The sequence below is a fragment of the Guptibacillus sedimenti genome, from assembly GCF_028610665.1.
GTDB classification, from domain to species: Bacteria; Bacillota; Bacilli; order Bacillales; family Guptibacillaceae; genus Guptibacillus; species Guptibacillus sedimenti.
Map to the genome: position 1 here is coordinate 1327391 of NZ_JAQQWV010000001.1, position 18808 is coordinate 1346198.

23 protein-coding genes are annotated in these 18808 nt (G+C 39.7%); 20 read left to right on the forward strand and 3 right to left on the reverse strand.

What is annotated here, in order from left to right; translation table 11 throughout:
- The first annotated feature begins 22 nt into the window (after positions 1–22).
- From alaS to PQ578_RS06475, 10 genes are all read left to right on the forward strand, one after another.
- Positions 23–2656 (forward strand): alanine--tRNA ligase, encoded by a 2634-nt coding sequence (gene alaS, locus PQ578_RS06430; protein WP_273832671.1) that lies wholly within the window; start codon positions 23–25, stop codon positions 2654–2656.
- A gap of 79 nt (positions 2657–2735) precedes the next feature.
- Complete coding sequence (locus tag PQ578_RS06435) at positions 2736–2999, forward strand: IreB family regulatory phosphoprotein (RefSeq protein WP_098444356.1); 264 nt, start codon at positions 2736–2738, stop codon at positions 2997–2999.
- Positions 3000–3008: 9 nt separating this feature from the next.
- On the forward strand, positions 3009–3428 hold the full coding sequence (gene ruvX, locus PQ578_RS06440; protein ID WP_159783391.1) for a Holliday junction resolvase RuvX: 420 nt from the start codon (positions 3009–3011) through the stop codon (positions 3426–3428).
- Complete coding sequence (locus tag PQ578_RS06445) at positions 3424–3726, forward strand: DUF1292 domain-containing protein (RefSeq protein WP_273833297.1); 303 nt, start codon at positions 3424–3426, stop codon at positions 3724–3726. Before ruvX ends, PQ578_RS06445 begins: the two co-directional genes overlap by 5 nt.
- Positions 3727–3944: 218 nt before the next feature.
- Positions 3945–5105, forward strand: a complete 1161-nt coding sequence (gene mltG, locus PQ578_RS06450) for an endolytic transglycosylase MltG (RefSeq protein WP_273832673.1) — start codon at positions 3945–3947, stop codon at positions 5103–5105.
- Between the two features lie 86 nt (positions 5106–5191).
- Positions 5192–5836 carry an O-methyltransferase gene (locus PQ578_RS06455; RefSeq protein WP_273832674.1) on the forward strand — a complete coding sequence of 215 codons (645 nt, stop codon included), beginning with the start codon at positions 5192–5194 and terminating at the stop codon, positions 5834–5836.
- A 57-nt stretch (positions 5837–5893) separates the two neighbouring features.
- Entirely contained in the window at positions 5894–6532 is a 639-nt protein-coding gene (udk, locus tag PQ578_RS06460) for a uridine kinase (protein ID WP_179886333.1), read from the forward strand.
- A gap of 82 nt (positions 6533–6614) precedes the next feature.
- Complete coding sequence (greA, locus tag PQ578_RS06465) at positions 6615–7091, forward strand: transcription elongation factor GreA (protein WP_098444351.1); 477 nt, start codon at positions 6615–6617, stop codon at positions 7089–7091.
- A gap of 145 nt (positions 7092–7236) precedes the next feature.
- Entirely contained in the window at positions 7237–8961 is a 1725-nt protein-coding gene (locus PQ578_RS06470; protein WP_273832675.1) for a peptidoglycan D,D-transpeptidase FtsI family protein, read from the forward strand.
- A gap of 83 nt (positions 8962–9044) precedes the next feature.
- Entirely contained in the window at positions 9045–9722 is a 678-nt protein-coding gene (locus PQ578_RS06475; protein WP_273832676.1) for a YrrS family protein, read from the forward strand.
- 33 nt (positions 9723–9755) lie between these two features.
- Here PQ578_RS06475 and PQ578_RS06480 read toward each other — a convergent pair whose 3' ends face one another.
- Positions 9756–9962: a YrzA family protein gene (locus PQ578_RS06480; protein ID WP_098444348.1), complete on the reverse strand. Its 207-nt coding sequence runs from the start codon at positions 9960–9962 to the stop codon at positions 9756–9758.
- A gap of 159 nt (positions 9963–10121) precedes the next feature.
- Here PQ578_RS06480 and PQ578_RS06485 point away from each other — a divergent pair, with 159 nt between their 5' ends.
- The 6 genes from PQ578_RS06485 (at position 10122) to PQ578_RS06510 (ending at position 14366) form a co-directional block, all read left to right on the forward strand.
- Complete coding sequence (locus tag PQ578_RS06485) at positions 10122–10760, forward strand: class I SAM-dependent DNA methyltransferase (RefSeq protein WP_098444347.1); 639 nt, start codon at positions 10122–10124, stop codon at positions 10758–10760.
- A 19-nt stretch (positions 10761–10779) separates the two neighbouring features.
- A complete protein-coding gene (gene mtnN, locus PQ578_RS06490) occupies positions 10780–11484 on the forward strand; it encodes a 5'-methylthioadenosine/S-adenosylhomocysteine nucleosidase (protein ID WP_273832677.1) in 705 nt (234 codons plus the stop codon).
- Positions 11477–11944, forward strand: a complete 468-nt coding sequence (locus tag PQ578_RS06495) for an S-ribosylhomocysteine lyase (RefSeq protein ID WP_098444345.1) — start codon at positions 11477–11479, stop codon at positions 11942–11944. The genes mtnN and PQ578_RS06495 overlap by 8 nt, the downstream gene beginning before the upstream one ends.
- A 15-nt stretch (positions 11945–11959) precedes the next feature.
- Positions 11960–12883, forward strand: a complete 924-nt coding sequence (locus PQ578_RS06500; RefSeq protein WP_273832679.1) for a PLP-dependent cysteine synthase family protein — start codon at positions 11960–11962, stop codon at positions 12881–12883.
- 3 nt (positions 12884–12886) lie between these two features.
- On the forward strand, positions 12887–14020 hold the full coding sequence (locus PQ578_RS06505; RefSeq protein WP_273832680.1) for a bifunctional cystathionine gamma-lyase/homocysteine desulfhydrase: 1134 nt from the start codon (positions 12887–12889) through the stop codon (positions 14018–14020).
- Positions 14021–14135: 115 nt separating this feature from the next.
- Positions 14136–14366, forward strand: coding sequence for a YrhC family protein (locus tag PQ578_RS06510; protein ID WP_098444342.1), 231 nt, complete (start codon positions 14136–14138; stop codon positions 14364–14366).
- An 84-nt stretch (positions 14367–14450) separates the two neighbouring features.
- Here the strand turns inward: PQ578_RS06510 and PQ578_RS06515 are convergent, their stop codons facing one another.
- Both PQ578_RS06515 and PQ578_RS06520 read right to left on the reverse strand, forming a co-directional pair.
- Positions 14451–15140: an OmpA/MotB family protein gene (locus tag PQ578_RS06515; protein WP_098444341.1), complete on the reverse strand. Its 690-nt coding sequence runs from the start codon at positions 15138–15140 to the stop codon at positions 14451–14453.
- Entirely contained in the window at positions 15137–16678 is a 1542-nt protein-coding gene (locus PQ578_RS06520) for a hypothetical protein (protein WP_273832681.1), read from the reverse strand. The genes PQ578_RS06515 and PQ578_RS06520 overlap by 4 nt, the downstream gene beginning before the upstream one ends.
- Before the next feature lie 508 nt (positions 16679–17186).
- On the opposite strand from PQ578_RS06520, the gene PQ578_RS06525 reads away from it, so the two are divergent.
- The 4 genes from PQ578_RS06525 to nadE all read left to right on the forward strand — a co-directional run bounded on the left by PQ578_RS06525 (position 17187) and on the right by nadE (position 18775).
- A complete protein-coding gene (locus PQ578_RS06525) occupies positions 17187–17333 on the forward strand; it encodes a hypothetical protein (RefSeq protein WP_160918700.1) in 147 nt (48 codons plus the stop codon).
- Positions 17334–17360: 27 nt separating this feature from the next.
- The gene (locus PQ578_RS06530) at positions 17361–17495 is read left to right on the forward strand and encodes a hypothetical protein (protein WP_273832682.1); all 135 of its coding nucleotides are present in this window, start codon (positions 17361–17363) and stop codon (positions 17493–17495) included.
- Between the two features lie 122 nt (positions 17496–17617).
- Positions 17618–17761 (forward strand): hypothetical protein, encoded by a 144-nt coding sequence (locus tag PQ578_RS06535; RefSeq protein ID WP_224883855.1) that lies wholly within the window; start codon positions 17618–17620, stop codon positions 17759–17761.
- 201 nt (positions 17762–17962) lie between these two features.
- Positions 17963–18775 carry an NAD(+) synthase gene (gene nadE / locus PQ578_RS06540; protein WP_273833300.1) on the forward strand — a complete coding sequence of 271 codons (813 nt, stop codon included), beginning with the start codon at positions 17963–17965 and terminating at the stop codon, positions 18773–18775.
- The last annotated feature ends 33 nt before the right edge of the window (positions 18776–18808 follow it).

The window sequence follows — 18808 nt, forward strand, 5'->3', positions numbered from 1 at the left end:
GAATTGAAGGAGGATGTTTCGTATGAAAAACTTATCGTCAGCTGACGTAAGACAGATGTTTATCGATTTCTTTAAAGAAAAAAGTCACTCGGTGGAACCTAGTGCATCGCTAGTACCTCATGAAGATCCAACTTTGTTGTGGATCAATAGCGGAGTCGCTACATTAAAGAAATATTTTGACGGGCGCGTTACCCCTGATAATCCACGAATTGTGAATGCACAGAAGTCAATTCGTACGAATGACATTGAAAATGTAGGTAAGACAGCTCGTCACCATACATTTTTTGAAATGCTTGGAAACTTTTCAATCGGAGATTATTTTAAAGAAGAAGCGATTGAATGGGGCTGGGAATTTTTAACGAGCAAAGATTGGATTGGCTTTGAAGCTGATAAATTATCGGTAACAATCCACCCGGAAGATGAGGAAGCTTATACAATTTGGAGTGAAAAAATTGGCCTTCCAGAAGAGCGTATCATTCGACTAGAGGGCAACTTCTGGGATATCGGTGAAGGACCTAGTGGACCAAATACAGAAATTTTCTATGACCGTGGCGAAGAATACGGTTTTGAAGATCCTACAGAAGAACTCTATCCTGGTGGCGAAAACGAGCGTTATCTTGAAATCTGGAACCTTGTGTTTTCTCAATTCAACCATAATCCAGATGGAACTTATACCCCTTTACCTAAAAAGAATATTGATACGGGAATGGGACTCGAACGCATGGTATCTGTTATTCAAGATGCAAAAACAAACTATGATACAGATCTATTTATGCCGACAATTCGTGAAACTGAGCGAATGGCGAACGTGAAGTATGGAGCTTCTCGAGAGGGAGATACTGCTTTCAAAGTAGTCGCTGACCATATTCGAACTGTTACATTTGCAATTGGTGATGGTGCCCTACCTTCTAATGAGGGACGTGGGTACGTACTAAGAAGACTGCTTAGACGAGCTGTTCGTTTTGCTAAACAAATTGGTATTAACCGTCCGTTTATGTATGAACTTGTTCCTGTAGTGGGGGACATTATGGTTGAGTTCTACCCAGAAGTAAATGCAAAGAAAGAATTTATTCAGAAAGTGATCAAGAACGAAGAAGATCGCTTTTACGAAACCTTAAATGAAGGACTTTCGATTCTTTCGGATATTATGAAGAAAGAAAAAGCAGCTGGTAATCACGTTATTTCAGGTAGCGATGTTTTCCGTCTATATGACACATACGGTTTCCCTGTCGAACTAACAGAGGAGTATGCGGAAGAAGAAGGTATGGAAATTGATCGTACAGGTTTCGAGCATGAGATGGGAATGCAGCGTAAACGTGCTAGAGATGCTCGTCAGGATGTAGGTTCTATGCAAGTTCAAGGTGGTGCCCTCGGTGATATTTCAGTGGAAAGCGATTTTGTCGGATATGAAGAGCGATCTGTTGATACAGAAGTTGTCGCTATTATAAAAGACAAAGAGTTGACGGAAGTAGCGTCAGAAGGGGACGAAATTCAAGTTATTATCCAAAGCACGCCTTTCTATGCTGAAAGCGGCGGGCAAGTTGCAGATCCTGGTGTGATTCGGGGTGAAGATGTTCAGCTTCGCGTAACGGATGTACAAAAAGCGCCAAACGGCCAGCACGTCCATACGGCGGTTGTCGAATCTGGGACAATAAAAACAGGAGCAAAAATTACAGCTGAAATTAATCGTTCAAACCGTTCGGCAATTGTAAAGAATCATACGGCAACCCACTTGCTACATCAAGCTTTAAAGGATGTACTTGGTGAGCATGTCAATCAGGCTGGTTCACTCGTAGGTTCAGAGCGCCTTCGCTTTGACTTCTCTCATTTCGGACAGATTACATCTGAAGAACTTGAAGAAATTGAAAAACAAGTAAACGATCAAATCTGGGCGAACATTCCAGTGAATACGATGGTAAAGCCTATTGACGAAGCTAAAGCAATGGGAGCTATGGCATTGTTTGGTGAAAAATATGGAGATACTGTACGCGTTGTACGTGTTGGTGATTATAGTCTTGAATTATGTGGCGGTACGCACGTTCAAAATACAGCAGAAATTGGATTGTTTAAAATTGTTTCTGAATCAGGTATTGGTGCAGGAACACGCCGTATTGAAGCTGTAACAAGTGAAGGAGCTTACCAGGTTTTGAATCAACAAGTGTCGATTTTGAAAAACACGGCTAACTTGTTAAAATCAAATGTGAAGGACGTTCCCTCAAGAACAGAAGCGCTACTTGGTCAGATCCGTGATTTACAACGCCTAAATGATTCTTTGACGTCAAAACTTGCAAATGTTGAAGCGAAGCAAATGGCAGGAGATGTTCAAGAAGTAGACGGTGTGAAAGTAGTTGCTAAACGCATCGATACAGATATGAATAACCTTCGTAGTATTGTTGATGATTTGAAATCACAGATTGGAAGCGTCATTGTCGTATTGGGAAGTGGGGCTGATGGGAAAGTTCAACTTGCGGCTGGTATTACAGATGACCTTGTAAAAGAAGGTTATCATGCTGGGAAATTGATTAAAGAGCTTGCTACACGCTGTGGCGGTGGCGGTGGTGGTCGTCCGGATATGGCACAGGCGGGCGGCAAAAACCCTGAGAAGTTAGATGACGCGCTTGCTTATGCAACAGATTGGGTTAAATCCATTTCCTAATTTGGTTTTAGTAGTGTACAATAAGAATTAGTTGACTAGTTACGATTCTAGATGGGGATCGGAGAAAGAGGTGTAAGGAATGAGTTCGATGGACAAAACAATGAAATTTAATTTTCCAGACGACGCAGACAATCACGATGTCCAGGAAGTGTTGCTCACCGTCTATAGCGCTCTTCAAGAAAAGGGCTACAATCCGATTAACCAGATTGTGGGATACCTCCTTTCTGGAGATCCGGCTTACATTCCGAGACACAATGATGCGAGAAGCTTAATTCGTAAGCTAGAACGAGATGAATTAATCGAAGAGCTTGTAAAATCGTATCTTACTCATCATCAGAGATAAGGAGACAGCATGAAAACACTTGGTTTGGATGTCGGTACGAAAACAATCGGTGTCGCGCTAAGCGATGCGATGGGTTGGACGGCACAGGGATTAGAAACGGTGAAACGTAACCCGGATATGCAGGATGTGATTCCTGATCGTTTAATGGAAATCATTAATGGGAATGATGTCAGCAAGATTGTTGTTGGACTTCCTAAGAACATGAATGGTTCAATTGGTCCGAGTGGTGAAGCCTGTCAGGCATTTGCAGAGCTCATTCGGATAAGTACCAATTTGCCAGTTGAAATGTGGGATGAAAGGCTGACAACTGTCGCTGCTGAGCGCATGCTGATAAGTGCTGATGTGAGTCGTAAGAAAAGGAAGAAAGTGATCGACAAAATGGCTGCTGTTATGATTCTGCAAGGATACTTAGACAGCAAGCAAAATTAATGAGGTGAAAAGCATGGAGGAAAAAGAACGCATTATCATTCCAGATGAAAACGGAGACGAACATTTATTTGAAGTTCTCTTTACTTTCGACGTAGCTGAGAACGGACAATCTTATATGACTGTGGTTCCAGCTGATCAGGCAGATAGCGAAGAAGAAGTAGAGGTTTACGCTTTCCGTTATGAAGAAGAAGATAACGAAGAACGAGACTATAAGCTCTTCCCTATCGAATCAGATAAGGAATGGGAAATGGTTGAAGAAATGCTCAACACTTTCTCAGAAGAGGACGAGAACGAATAACGTTCAATTAAAGCTACCGATGTATTCATCGGTAGCTTTTTTTATGTTTAGTTGATCATTATAACAACGTTTCGATACTGAATTTTGGAAATGACTACAAACCTCTATCGTTAACTTGTATAATACATGTTGGAGTAAATATGGCGAACGTTAGCAATAACGCTGACAATATGTCGACTTGTAGTATAATAGGTGAAGAACGAAAGGGGGCCACGGCGTTGTCTGATTTTAAAGACTTGTATAAAGAGAAGCTTATGAAGCGCCAAAGTGAAAATCATACGGTAAGAAAAATTGTTTTTATCATTCTATTGCTTTTAACCATAACGGTGGCTGCCGTTATAACAGGTGGTTACTTCTACATAAAAAACATTCTTGAGCCAGTGGATCCGAACAGTAGCACAAAAACAGCTGTTACGATTCCAATTGGATCTTCAACTTCTTCGATCGGTGAAACCTTAGAACAAGAGGGAATTATCAAAGATGGGACGGCTTTTCGTTATTATGTAAAATATAAAAATGAAAGCGGCTTTCAGGCTGGAGATTATGAGCTTTCACCATCGATGACGATGGATGAAATTATTGCGATTATGAAAAGCGGAAAAGTAATGAAGGAGGCTGTTGCTACGATTCCTGTACCAGAAGGGATATGGATAGAAGACATAGCCGCCCGTATCGCAAAAGAATTGGATTTAAAGAAAGAAGATGTGATGAAGCAGTTAGATGATGATAAGTACATGGAGGCTCTAATTAATGAATATTGGTTTTTAACAGATGATATTCTAAATGATGATATACGTCATCCGCTCGAAGGTTATCTATTCCCTGCTACTTATGATTTTGTAGAAGAACCGTCAGTGGAAGCTGTTGTAAAAGAGATGTTAGATAAAACAGACAGTGTGCTAAATAAATACCGATCTGAAATAGAAGATCGGGACGACTCAATCCATGAACTAATGACGCTCGCATCGATCATTGAAGAAGAAGCCTCCGCCAATGCTGATCGAACAAAGATTTCAAAAGTGTTTTATAACCGTCTGGATAAGGATATGATCTTACAAACGGATCCTACCGTTGTTTATGCCAGAGGAGAACAATCCGGTGAAATTACACAGGATGATCTTGATTTAAAATCGCCATACAATACGTATAAACAAAAAGGTTTGCCCGTAGGACCAATCGCGAACCCTGGTGAATCGTCAATAGTAGCTGCGATTGAACCTGCTGATACAGATGCCCTCTATTTCTATGCTCGCCCAAGTGGAGAGACGTTGTTCTCAGAAACAAATAAAGAACACAATAAAAAAGTAGCTAAGTATAAAGAGGAATGGGACGAGTATTATAAGAAGAAAGAAAAAGAAGAAGAGGCGAAAGAAGAATAAGAAATTTATGGGGAATGGCGAGTAAGACTACCATTCCCCTTTCGATTATGATAAAATTATTCGGGTTACATGAAGGAGGACCGATCATGATATCCGATCATGTTGAACAATATCTTGAATCTTTACGGCCGAATCGAGAAGGCATAATTAAAGAAATTGAGGAATATGCAGAGGAAAACCATGTTCCTATTATGGAACAAACGAGTCTCAATGTTATGCTTCAACTTCTTTCTTTCTTGAAACCGAAACGAATATTAGAAATTGGTGCAGCTATTGGGTATTCAGCCATTCGTATGGCTGAGCGTTTGCCAGATACTGCTATACTTACTGTAGAACGTGACGAAACTCGTTATAACGAAGCGATCGCAAACATTGATAAAGCTGGCTATTCAGATCAAATTACAGTCCTATTTGGCGATGCATTTGATCTAGCTACCGATCTCAAACAATACGGCCCTTATCAAGCTCTATTCATTGATGCGGCGAAAGGTCAGTATAAGCGCTTTTTTGATGAATTTTATAGTGAATTAGAAGAAGGCGGCATTGTCTTTTCTGATAATATTTTATTCAGAGGATTGGTTGCAGAAGATGAGATAGAGGAAAAGCGCTTTAAATCAATGGTAAAAAAGCTCCGTCTTTATAATGAATTTTTAATTTCCCATCCCGAGTTAGATACAACGATTTATCCTATTGGAGATGGTCTAGCTGTTAGTCAGCGTAAAAACTCATGAAGAAGGAAAGCCGACGTACAAATGTACGGGCGGTTTTTCTATAATAGAAGGGGAAGAATTATGGTTAATAGACCCGTAGTAATTGGTGTTGCTGGAGGATCAGGCTCTGGTAAAACCACTGTAACACGAGAGATTTTTAAACAGTTTGCCGATCAGTCCGTCTTAGTTATTGAACAGGATTCTTACTACAAAGATCAGAGTGAAAAGTCAATGCCTGAACGACTTGGTACAAACTATGATCACCCACTTGCATTTGACAACGATCTGTTAATTGAACATGTTAAAGAGTTAATGTTATATAAACCGATTCAAAAACCAGTCTATGACTATACAGTTCACACAAGATCTGATAAAATTATTCCTGTCGAACCGAAAGATGTCATTATTTTGGAAGGTATCCTAATTCTTGAAGATGAACGTCTTCGTGATCTAATGGATATTAAGTTGTTTGTTGATACTGATGCGGACCTTCGCATCTTAAGAAGAATGGTTCGCGATATACGTGACAGAGGGAGAACACTTGATTCAGTAGTTGAGCAGTATACCTCAGTGGTTCGTCCGATGCACCTTCAATTTATTGAACCGACAAAGCGTTATGCAGATATTATTGTACCTGAAGGTGGTCAAAACCGAGTTGCGATTGACCTTATGGTTACGAAAATCCATACGATACTTGAAGAAAAAGCAATGCTATAACGATTAAATGAGGTATATTTACCTCTTTTTTTCATACAGTTTATTACGATTGATGCCCTTAATTGATGAAGGAGTGAATGAAATGGCAGAGGATAAAAAGTATTATATGACGCAAGATGGTAAAGAAAAGCTTGAGAAGGAGCTTGACCTTCTAAAAACTGAGAAAAGAAAAGAAGTTGTGGAACGTATTAAAATAGCACGTAGTTTTGGAGATCTTTCTGAGAACTCTGAGTATGACGCTGCAAAAGATGAGCAAGCGTTTGTAGAAGCACGTATTCAAACAGTTGAAAATATGATTCGTAACGCTGAAATTATTGAAGAAGACAATAGCTCATCTAATGTTGTATCAATAGGTAAGCGTGTTAAATTCGTTGAAATTCCAGACGGTGATGAAGAAGAATACTTTATCGTAGGTAGTGCAGAAGCCGATCCATTTGAAGGAAAGATTTCAAATGATTCCCCAATGGCCAAAAGTCTTCTAGGTCGTCAAATTGGAGAAAAAGTAAACGTACAAACTCCAGGCGGAGAAATCCGTGTAGAAATTTTAGAAGTAATCTAATCAAAAGACTAAAAGAAGGCAGCCATAAAGGTTGTCTTTTTCTTATGCATGAAATACTTCTCATCAAGCTCCTATACACTTGCAAATGACCGAAGGAGGTTTGAAATAGAGAACATCCGTCGAAACTCTTACAGAGGTGAGAGAGATGATAAGGAGAAGGATGATCGGGATTGGTCTCCTCCTTGTATGTGGGATGTTTTTGTTAATCGGACGTTTGATCCAACTTCAATTAGTTGAAACAGAGTCTTACTCAAAACATCATATCAATTTAATCGAAGCAAGCATCAATCAACGTACACAGTCCTATGTGCTAGATGAAGGTAGAGGAACGATACTTGATCGAAATGGGATTCCGATGAGTGAATCAATTCCTTCTCTCGTTTTATTTCCATTTCTTAAAGAGAGGGAATGGCCACTTGAGGAGGTAGCCCAAATTATAAATGTCACTCCTGAGAGTCTTGAACGCTCATTTGAGGGACAGTTACAACCATTTACTTTTGACAAAACGTTAACGATTGATCAAATGAAAGAGATAAATGAACAAAGTATTCCTGGTGTCTATGCCGTCCATAAGCCTGTGAATAAAAATCCATTGGCAACTCATGTTATTGGGACTGTTAGACCTAATCCGGAATTAATTCAATCAAAATATCCAGAGAAATGGGCTGAAGGATCGATTGATGAAGAAACAAAATTAGGAATATCGGGGCTTCAGCTTGCATTTGACCCCTTTTTGTTATCTGAAGGTGATACAACGCTCCTTTATCATGCTGATCGTCAGGGGAACCCTCTTCTTGGACTTGATGTGAAGTATTTCTCTAGTACGGATTCATTTTATCCTCTCCAAGTGAAGACCACTTTAGATACAAAAATTCAGAAGAATTTAGAAGAGGCGATCGATGACTCAGGTATTACGAATGGTGGTGCGGTTCTCATTGATATCGACTCTAATAACTTAATCGGCATGGTTAGTCGTCCATTATTCGGTTCAGAAGACCCCTTAGGGAAAGGGGCTATGAATCAAATGGTGAAAGGGTACTTCCCTGGGTCTGTATTTAAAACAATTATTCTTGCAGCAGCATATGAAAATGATGTTAAAGATACGCGTCTTTTTGACTGTGATCAAAATTTGTACCGTGATGGCATTGGAAATCGTAAGTTAGGTATGCTTAGCCTTAAAGATAGTTTTGCCCAAAGCTGTAATGCGACCTTCACACAACTTGCTGAAGAGCTTATTAAAACTGATCCAGATGTCATTGAGAAAACCGCAGAGAAACTTGGAGTAGGAACAACGGTTGGATGGGAAGATAAGCTTTATCATTATGAAAATTTCAAGCAGTTTCCTGACGAGTCTAGCCCGATCTTTTTTAAAGATGAAAAAGATAAGAGGATACGTAAAGCAATTGACCAAACAGCCATTGGTCAATTAAATGTGAAATTAAGTCCCCTAGCAATTGGTAATATGATGGCGACAATTGGGAGGGGTGGGGAAGCGAAAGGTGTGAAAGTCGTTAGTGATATTCTATATCGAAATGGAACGACTTTTCTTAGCTTCAAAGAAATAAGCCATGATGAAAACCTTTCGAAAAATGTAATCAAGTCTCTTCAAAAATCATTGCGAGAAGTAGTAGTAAGTGGCACGGGGAATGCTTATTTAAACGATTTACCGATACAAGTAGCAGGAAAGTCAGGTACCGCAGAGCTTGGCGAAGACGTCTCCTATGATCATCAATGGTTTGCTGGTTATTTTCCTTATGATTCTCCACAATATGCTTTAGTGGTTGTGGATTTTGAACGAAAAGAAAAGCAATATCGAGCTTATGAAGCATTTGCAACCATCGTTAAGGATTTATACCAAAATGAGAGATAAAAACGATACAAAAGTCAAGCCTTCTACGAATCATTTAGAGATGGTAAAATAAGAACAACAGCTAAATAGAGGAGTGGATGGGTTTGAGATCACGATATGGGGACCGTCATTCAAAGAGAAAACAAAATATCGTATTAAACAGTTTAATTGGAATTGTTCTCGCAGTGATACTTGTACTTGTTGCCAATATAGTCTTTACTGGTGATGACTCTCAGCAAACCGCAAGTGAAGAACAGAAAACTGCACAAACAAATTCGGATGAAAAATCGAATAGTAGCAGTGACGATGCCGTTACTTCTGATGAGGCTGAAGATTCACAGGCTAGTGATTCAGAGTCGGATAGCGCCACTGATAAAGATAGTACGAAAGAAGAAAGTGCTAACGAAGAGAAAGATCAAGATAAAGAAGACAAAGAAGGTCAAGATCAAGAAGATCAAGAAAAAGAAGAAGAAGCTGACCAGAAGCCGGGTGAACCAAACCTTGAAGGACCTTGGGAGCCTGTAGGAACATCGCAAACAGGTCCACATAGATCGAGTTATGAGCTTGGTTCTACTGATTGGAATGAAAAGTTAAAAGCTGTTGAATCTGTTATGGGGATTTCTGCAGATGAAATGACGATCTGGAAAATAGGAGGCAACGGCGGACCTCAACAGTCATATGCGCGTGTAAGTAAAGCAGGATCAGGAAACCAGGTTTACTCCATTGAACTTGAGTGGATTGATGGAAAAGGTTGGAAACCAATTAGTGTTACACCAGAATAGCTACAAAAAGCAGGAGCGAATGCTCCTGCTTTTTTATTTTGCTTTAAAATGAACGACAGCAGAATAGTAAGGTCTGCCTGTTTTCTCATGGGTGATGGCGTGATGCTGAACAGAATGAACCTGAAGCAACAGTGCCCTGTTGTTATCGATCTGAACTTGTATTTTTTTCTCGATCTCTTCTAGTGAAAATCCTTCGAAAAATTCTACTTTATCGTCTATCCGTTCGAGCGAAAAACTCATTTGTGCTCCTCCTTAAAATGCGACCATCTATCAGTCTACACATTTTTGTTAAATCATACAAATTGATATTCAAAAAAGAATATGATAAGTTAGAACCATAATGCATATTATTCATACCTTAATAGTATGAATTAAATTTCGGAAAGCGATGTGACAGTAATGGGAAGAGAGTTTATTGATTTATTTGAGCGTTGGGCAGACTCTTACGATACAACAGTGTCTGGACAGGATGAAGAGTATCGGGACGTTTTTAAAGGCTATGATGGAATCTTATCTTCAGTCGCTCAAGCTTCCTCAGGACACGTTTTAGAATTTGGTGTTGGAACAGGGAATTTAACTTCTATTTTACTTAATAAAGGACTGGAAGTAACTGGGGTAGAACCGTCAAAAGCGATGAGAGAAAAGGCAAGTGAACGGTTACCAGATGTCACGTTTTATGATGGCGACTTTATGGTTTTCCCAACTCCGACCAAACCTGTACAAACAATCGTGAGTACCTATGCATTTCACCACCTTACTGATGAAGAAAAAAAGACTGCCATTCACAAATATAGCCAACTACTGGGGCAAAATGATAAAATTGTATTTGCGGATACAGCATTCAAAGATGAGAATGCTAGAATAAAGATGCATGAGAAAGTGAAAGCAAAGGGATATTACAATTTGCTACAGGACTTGCAAACGGAATATTATACAACCATTCCAGTATTAGAAGAACTTTTCCAACAACATGGATTTCGAGTTGTGTTTACTCAGCTAAATGATTTTGTTTGGCTGATGGAGGCCGTTAAAAATTGAACAGGTAAAGGAGTACATCATGAAGATCGGTATTATTGGAGCAATGGAAGAAGAAGTAAGAATTTTACGTGACCGTCTTGATCACAGAGAAGAACAGGTGATTGCAGGATCTGAGTTCACTACAGGAAGCATTGATGGCCAGGAGGTCGTTCTCTTAAAGTCAGGCATTGGTAAGGTGAATGCGGCTATCGGTACGACATTAATGAATCAACTATTTAAACCAGATTATATTCTAAATACAGGTTCTGCAGGTGGATTTAATCCTGAACTAAAAGTAGGCGACATCGTGATTTCTTCCGAAGTTCGCTACCATGATGTGGATGCTACCATTTTCGGTTACGAATATGGTCAGGTCCCTCAAATGCCGGCGCTTTATGAACCAAACAGCATGCTTGTTGAAGCCGCTGAAAGAAGCGCAGAGAAAGTAACGGAGCACCAGGTAGTGAAAGGAATGATCGCAACAGGCGATTCATTTATGAATGACGCAGATCGAGTGGAATACGTTAGATCAAAACTATCCAATCTCGACGCTGCAGAGATGGAAGCTGGAGCGATTGCACAAGTTTGTTATCAATTTGGTACACCTTTTGTCATTATCCGCTCGCTTTCTGATATTGCTGGGAAAGAATCAAATGTTTCTTTCGATCAATTTCTAGAAACAGCTTCTATTAATTCAGCAAACTTAATTTTAAATCTAGTGGAGGAGTTGAAGAAGAATGGCTAAAAAAATGAATGTAGAAAGTTTCAATCTTGATCATACAAAAGTAGCAGCGCCATATGTTCGCCTTGTAGGTGTAACAAAAGGGCCAAACGGTGACGAAATTTACAAATACGATATTCGCTTTAAGCAACCAAATAAAGAACATATGGAAATGGCAGGGCTTCATTCCATTGAACACTTAATGGCTGAAAATATTCGTAACCATATGGATAATGTTGTTGATATTGGGCCAATGGGTTGTCAAACAGGATTTTATCTAGCGGTTCTGAATCACTCTAATTATGATGAGATCTTAGAAGTTCTCGAGAAAACATTACAGGATGTGCTTAATGCTGATGAAGTACCAGCATGCAATGAGGTGCAGTGTGGATGGGCTGCTAACCACAGCTTAGAAGGAGCTAAAGAAATCGCAGACGAAATGCTGACACACCGTGACGAATGGCATATTGTGTTTGCTGAATAGAAAGGGTTTCACACTATGGAAATCTTTCATAACATTCATGAGCTCGTCGGCCGCACTCCGGTCATCGAGCTTCATCATTTTGATATACCGGAGGGCGTTCGCCTTTTCGCTAAGCTTGAGTTCTATAATCCTGGGGGCAGTATTAAAGATCGACTCGGACAGGAGTTACTTCAGGAAGCCATTGAGCAAAATCGAATAGCTCCGGGTGGAACATTTATAGAACCTACTGCAGGAAATACAGGCATTGGCCTCGCTCTTGCAGCTGTCAATCGTGGATACACTGTCATGTTTGTGGTCCCTGAGAAGTTTAGCATGGAGAAACAAGATTTAATGCGAGCACTAGGTGCCAAAATCGTGAATACCCCTACTGAACAAGGAATGAAGGGTGCAATTGCCCGAGCTGAGGAACTTATTAAGGAAATTCCCAATTCATATATGCCTCGTCAGTTCGGAAACCCAGCTAACCCTCTCACTTATTATAAAACGCTTGGCCCAGAACTGTGGAGGCAGCTTGACGGTGAGCTTAACGTGTTCGTAGCTGGTGCAGGAACGGGTGGAACGTTCATGGGGACAGCTCGCTATTTAAAGGAGCAGAATCCGAATGTGAAAACGGTTATTGTTGAACCTGAAGGATCCATTTTAAACGGTGGAGAGTCGGGGCCTCATAAAACAGAGGGAATCGGTATGGAATTTTTACCAGATTACATGGATGACGCTTACTTTGACAGTATTCACACAGTGACAGATGACGTTGCCTTCAAACGTGTAAGAGAGCTTGCTGAAAAAGAAGGTCTTTTAGTAGGTAGTTCTTCAGGAGCGGCCCTTGAAGCTGCTCTTATTGAAGCACAGCAAGCCCTTCCAGGAACGAATATTGCTACGATCTTTCCAGATAGTAGTGAACGATACTTAAGTAAGAAGATTTATGAGGGAGGCATTTAAGCAATGAAGCCAAAAACAAAACTCATTCATGGTGGGATTACTGGTGATCCGCAAACGGGTGCGGTATCAGTACCAATCTACCAGGTTAGTACGTATAAACAAGAAGCAGTTGGCAAGTTTAACGGCTATGAATATTCCAGGACAGGAAACCCAACTCGTCACGCTCTTGAGGAGTTAATTAAAGATCTTGAAAATGGTTACGCAGGTTTCGCATTTGGGTCTGGAATGGCAGCCATTTCCTCTGTAATGATGATGTTCGATTCTGGAGATCACGTGGTCATGACAGATGATGTATACGGAGGAACGTATCGTGTAATGACAAAGGTGTTAAATCGTCTCGGCATTGAATCTACATTTGTTAATACAACTGATTTAGACGTAGTAAAAGAAGCGATACAAGATAATACGAAAGCCATTTTTGTTGAAACCCCAACGAATCCGTTATTGAAGGTTACAGATATCAAAGCTATTTCGAAACTTGCTAAAGAACATAATCTTTTAACAGTCGTTGATAATACCTTTAATACACCATATTGGCAAAACCCAATTGATCATGGGGCCGACATCGTTGTGCATTCAGCTACCAAATATTTAGGTGGACATAGTGACGTTGTGGCAGGACTTGTTGTCGTTAATTCTAAAGAGCTTGCAGAAGAAGTTCATTTTGTGCAAAATTCTGCCGGGGCTATTCTTGGACCACAAGATTCGTGGTTGCTTATTAGAGGATTGAAAACGCTGGGTGTACGAATGGAAGAACATGAAAAAAACACAGCTAAAATCGTCCAATTTCTTAGCAAGCATCCTTCCGTGGAAAAAATCTACTATCCAGGGTTAAGTACACATCCTGGTAATGATATTGCTGTAAATCAATCACGTGGATTCGGTGGCATGATTTCCTTTGATATTGGAAGTGCAGAGAAGGCAGATGAGCTATTAAGTAAAGTGAAATATTTCACTTTAGCTGAAAGTTTAGGAGCAGTAGAAAGCTTAATTTCCGTTCCTGCACGAATGACGCACGCTTCTATTCCAAAAGATCGACGAGCAGAGCTCGGCATTACCGAAGGGCTTGTTCGTATTTCTGTTGGACTTGAAGATGCAGAGGATCTGATTGAAGACCTTTCAAATGCATTAGGATAAAGTAGAAAGCCCTTATCCGATACACCGGGTAAGGGCTTTTAGACGACTGGAAAGAGTTACATCTCTATTACCTTGGTTATTTATGATAGAATAAAAGCCGAGAGAGGTGAGCACTATGAAGCAACTTCAAGACAAAATGACAGACTATAAGCGATTTGCGTTTGTATTGCTTAGTCTTAGTGTTTTCTTATATATTGGTTCTTTTCTCCCGGTTCAAGGAAAGACGGATGGCGCTGCTCTTATACTGACTGGTGGAGGATTTTTACTAGTTGGGATTGCGATTTTCTTTTATTCTCGCGCTATCGCTATACAGAAAAAAATAAATGAGCAAAACATGAATTCTTAACTAATAGATGAAATATAACAATGAAAAGCCGATTCCTTAAATAATAGGATTCGGCTTTTATTATTCTTTGATGCGTAATTGAGCTTAATACGTCATAATTTCTTTCAACCGCCCCTGCCATTTCTCATCATCAAGAATAATTTGGAATGATATACGTCTGTTTTTCTCGTATGCTTCATTCGTGTCTTCTTCGACAACCGGTTTGTATTCTGAGTAACCTGTTGCGGCTAAATATTTTGCGTACTCAGGTGAATTAAGCTTTGGGTTCGCCTTCATTAGTTCTTTAACGACAGCTACAGAACGATCAGCTGAAAGTTTCCAGTTATCGTAAGGGACTTTGTCAGTGTGTCCTTCAATTAAAATGATGTAGAGATATTGACTAATGTCTTCCTCATCAATTAAATTTGCAAAAACATCTGCTAAATCGTTTAATACTCGTTTTCCTTCCTCACTAATTTCGGCACTTCCCGTGTCAAATAAAATATCCCCCTCAACTGAAATCGTATTGTTTGGCCCACGCACAATCTTGTCTTTTCCCACATTTTCTTCTAGCTGTTCTTCAATTAAATCACTAATATGCTTTTTTACATCCGCTACTTTTGCTAGTTCTTGTTTCATTACGGTTTGATCATAAGCGTCATAAATCATTTGAACAAAGGCAATAATTGCAATAAAAAGCATGACGAGAACGATCATTGCCATCATATCTGCAAAACTAGGCCAATAGTGCTCCTCATCACCCTGGATTTGAAAGCGTCTTTTTCGATTTTTCATCGATTGTCACCAATTATTCTAGATTGAACATGCTGCTGAGCCATTGATTGACGACGCATTTGCTCTTCATAGAGGCGTAGCTGTAGCTGGTGGGATTCTGCTAGCTGGTGTTGAATATCTTTAAGCTCACGAGCCAGCCCCTGGTAAAGAGAATCAATGCTGTTTGATAGGGCTCTCATTTCATGCTGAAGAGGCTGATCACGCTGATCGCGTTCCATTCGATGGATAATCGGTTCGAGTGCTTCCCGTTTAATTTTATCAAGAGAGCTATACCACGCTTTTTCAAGTTGGGATACTGATTCAGCAAATTCTTGAGATGCTCTCCCATATTGATTCTGTTTATCCTGGTAGCGGTAATACCATTCGTCCTGCATTTGATGAACACGCCGCTCAAGCTCCTCTTGTGAGCCCTGGAAACGTTGCATTTGTTCATCCAGTCCTCTCAAATAATGCTGCCCTGTCTCCTCTGATTTTTTCTGGGTATCTTTAATTAATTGATCAGAACGTTGAACGAGCTGCTCGAATTTACGCTGTCCTGCTTCATGATGCTTTGATAAAGACTGAAGCTGACTCTCGAGATTCTTTAATCGATTGCCAAGTTCGATAATACCGTTCGTAGCTTTTTCTTGAACGCCGTCTAACTGTGTAAAAGACTCTTGAAGCTTAACACCGAATGTTTCTAATGTCGTGGTACTATTTGAAAACTGTTCCGTATATTCACGCTGCGCTGATAATGTCGCTTGAACGTCTTGCATCGCCTGTTCAAGCCCAGATGTAAAGTTAACCATGTTCGTTGAGAAATCTCCAAGCGTTTCATGAAAGCTTTCTTGAATTCGTCCCGCTAGGCGGTCCAAAATTCGCTCCATTTCATCATGAGGTTTTTCCTGAGTTAAGCTTGCATTCAAATTATGATCAAGAAAGGACTCGCAATCTGATATGATTTTCTCTAAATAGTAGGCTGTCGTCCGTCCATTCGTTAATACACCATTTTGGATTAGCGTTAAAAAAAGAGCATTTCCAATGCCGGCTATACTCGTAATAAAAGCAACGCTCATACCTTGAAATGGACTAGAAATCGCTTCAATAACAGAAGCTAGGTTTAAATTGGCATCTTCTGGCTTTTGTGATAGAAACATAAGAGTTTCTTGCATGGAAGAAATGGCAAGCGTTAGCCCAATAAATGTTCCTAATATCCCGATGATAATCGAGGTCGGTGGGAGCTGCTGCATAAATCGCATCATGCCTCCAGCAGGAACACGAGCAAAACCAAACAGAGGAACCGATTCTTTAAAGAAATGTTTTTCAATAAGGGCTTGCGTATTCACTTGAGAAACGCCTGCTAGATGGTAGGATTTATACTCCTTAATCACGTTTTGAATCCATGGTGCTGTATAAGCCGTTGCATCATTTTGAACTTCTGCATTTTCAATATCTCTCAGCCATTTCTTCATTTGAATACTAATTTGAATTGTAGCTGTTACTCCAAACACAGCAAGGAACCCAATGATAAAGAGGACGATTGTTGTCACGTTCAGCATGTGTTCACCTCCGCTTTATACATATGTATGTCCTCTTTAACAGAACTTTCATGCTTTCTGCAGAGGTGATGACGTCAAAGTAAATTTCGACGATGATTGTCGAAAATTTTCTTTTTAATAAAATATTTAGGTAATTTAGTAAAAAAGGTTTACAAAAATGGAAGTGATGGATATACTTACCTTTGTAAACAATTATGAAAAAAGGAGGTCGAACAGAATGATGAAGATGATGAAAGTGAAAGCTACTGTAACTCAATGTGAAGATCTGTTCGACCAGCGCCTCTTTTAAGGGGAATCCTTTTTTACTAACGGATTGAAAAGCCGCAGGTCGACGCCTGCGGTATTTCTATGCTTTTTTAGCCGCAGGCTTATGCCCTGCGGCTTTTTGTGTCCAAATTTTGAGAGGAGGAATCAAATTGGTTATTAAAGGAAACGTGATGTTTAATGTGCAAGAGAAAAGGAGAAAATGGGTCCCCTGAAATAACTGAACCGAAAGGAGGTCGTTAACATGTTGCCATTCCATCTAATGATCATAACAAAAATGAAAAGCGTTTTTGACCGAAGTCTCTCATCTGAGCTTCATCAGCGCTCCATTCATGAACGCATGTCAGAAGCTGAATCTAAACGAGATCGAGCTTCAATGTGGTTGTCCTAATTCAATACAAAATAAGGAGAAATGATCATGTTAACGATAAATTTAGTATTTGTAACAATTGGTATTCGCGTTCATGCGCGAACGTTGGAGGAAGAAAAAAATGATTTGCGAGTAAAAAGCGAAATGAATCAGGTCCACGAAAAACAGTTCAGGATATTCTAACATTATGTTATGAAAGGAAGAGTAAAATGAGAATCGCCTTAAAAAAATGCGCTATTCAAAAATGGATCACTGTAGAGAAAGGGTTAACCTGAAACGAATAAAGAAGAAGGGAGTGGAGTGGAATGACTTTAAACTTAGTATTTGTCACAATTACTGTCACGATTAATCGTTATCGGCAAACGCTTGATCAAGAGTTAAACCATAAAAGAAGACGGGAATTAATTGATGCTAATCAATACAAGCAAAGCTTCTATATCCATCATTAATAAATAAAGGCAGGTGTAATCCTGCCTTTTATTTTGAATATCCTTTTCAGAACTGAATCAAATCTATTCTTTCGATTTACAATAGAAGAATACATATGGGAAACAGTTTTTAAAAGAATAGGAAGGGGTATTGATTACTAGCGCTTAATGTATAAAAATATAAGATGTGGTCTTAAAAAGGAGTGATTGAAAATGAGAGAAATGCAAAAAGAAATCATTCAAGAACTTGGTGTGCAGCCAACAATTGATGTAAAAGAAGAAGTGACGAAGCGAGTAGGGTTTTTAAAAGAATATTTAAAGAAAAGCGGAACAACAGGGTTCGTCCTGGGGATTTCAGGTGGACAGGATTCATCACTTGCAGGAAAATTTGCTCAGATGGCTGTTGAAGAACTACGGGAAGAAGGAATCGATGCCTCCTTTATTGCCGTCAGATTGCCCTACGGTGAACAGAAAGATGAAGATGATGCGCAGGCTGCTTTAAAATTTATTAACCCGGATCAAACGGTTACCATCAACGTAAAGCCTGCTGTTGATGCATCTGTTTCAAGTTATCTAGAAGCAACGGGCAATAACTTAACTGACTTTACAAAAGGCAATAATAAAGCAAGAGAACGTATGATTGCGCAATACAATATTGCCGGAGACGAGGAAAAGCTTGTCATTGGAACCGACCATGCTGCAGAAGCTGTGACAGGCTTTTATACAAAACATGGAGATGGGGCCTGCGACATTACTCCACTTTTCGGTTTAAATAAGCGACAGGGTAGATCTATCCTGGAAGAGATCGGGATGCCAGATCATCTTGTAGAAAAAGTGCCAACAGCTGATCTTGAAGATGATCGACCTTCTCTTCCAGATGAAGAAGCACTTGGAGTAAGCTATGATCATATTGATGATTATCTTGAAGGAAGAGAAGTACCTGAAGAAGCAGCAAGAACCATCGAAAATCATTTTAGCAAAACAAAACATAAGCGCAATATGGCAGCTACCATTTTTGATAATTGGTGGAAATAAGATTAGAAAGGGAGGGACCTGAATAAGGTCTCT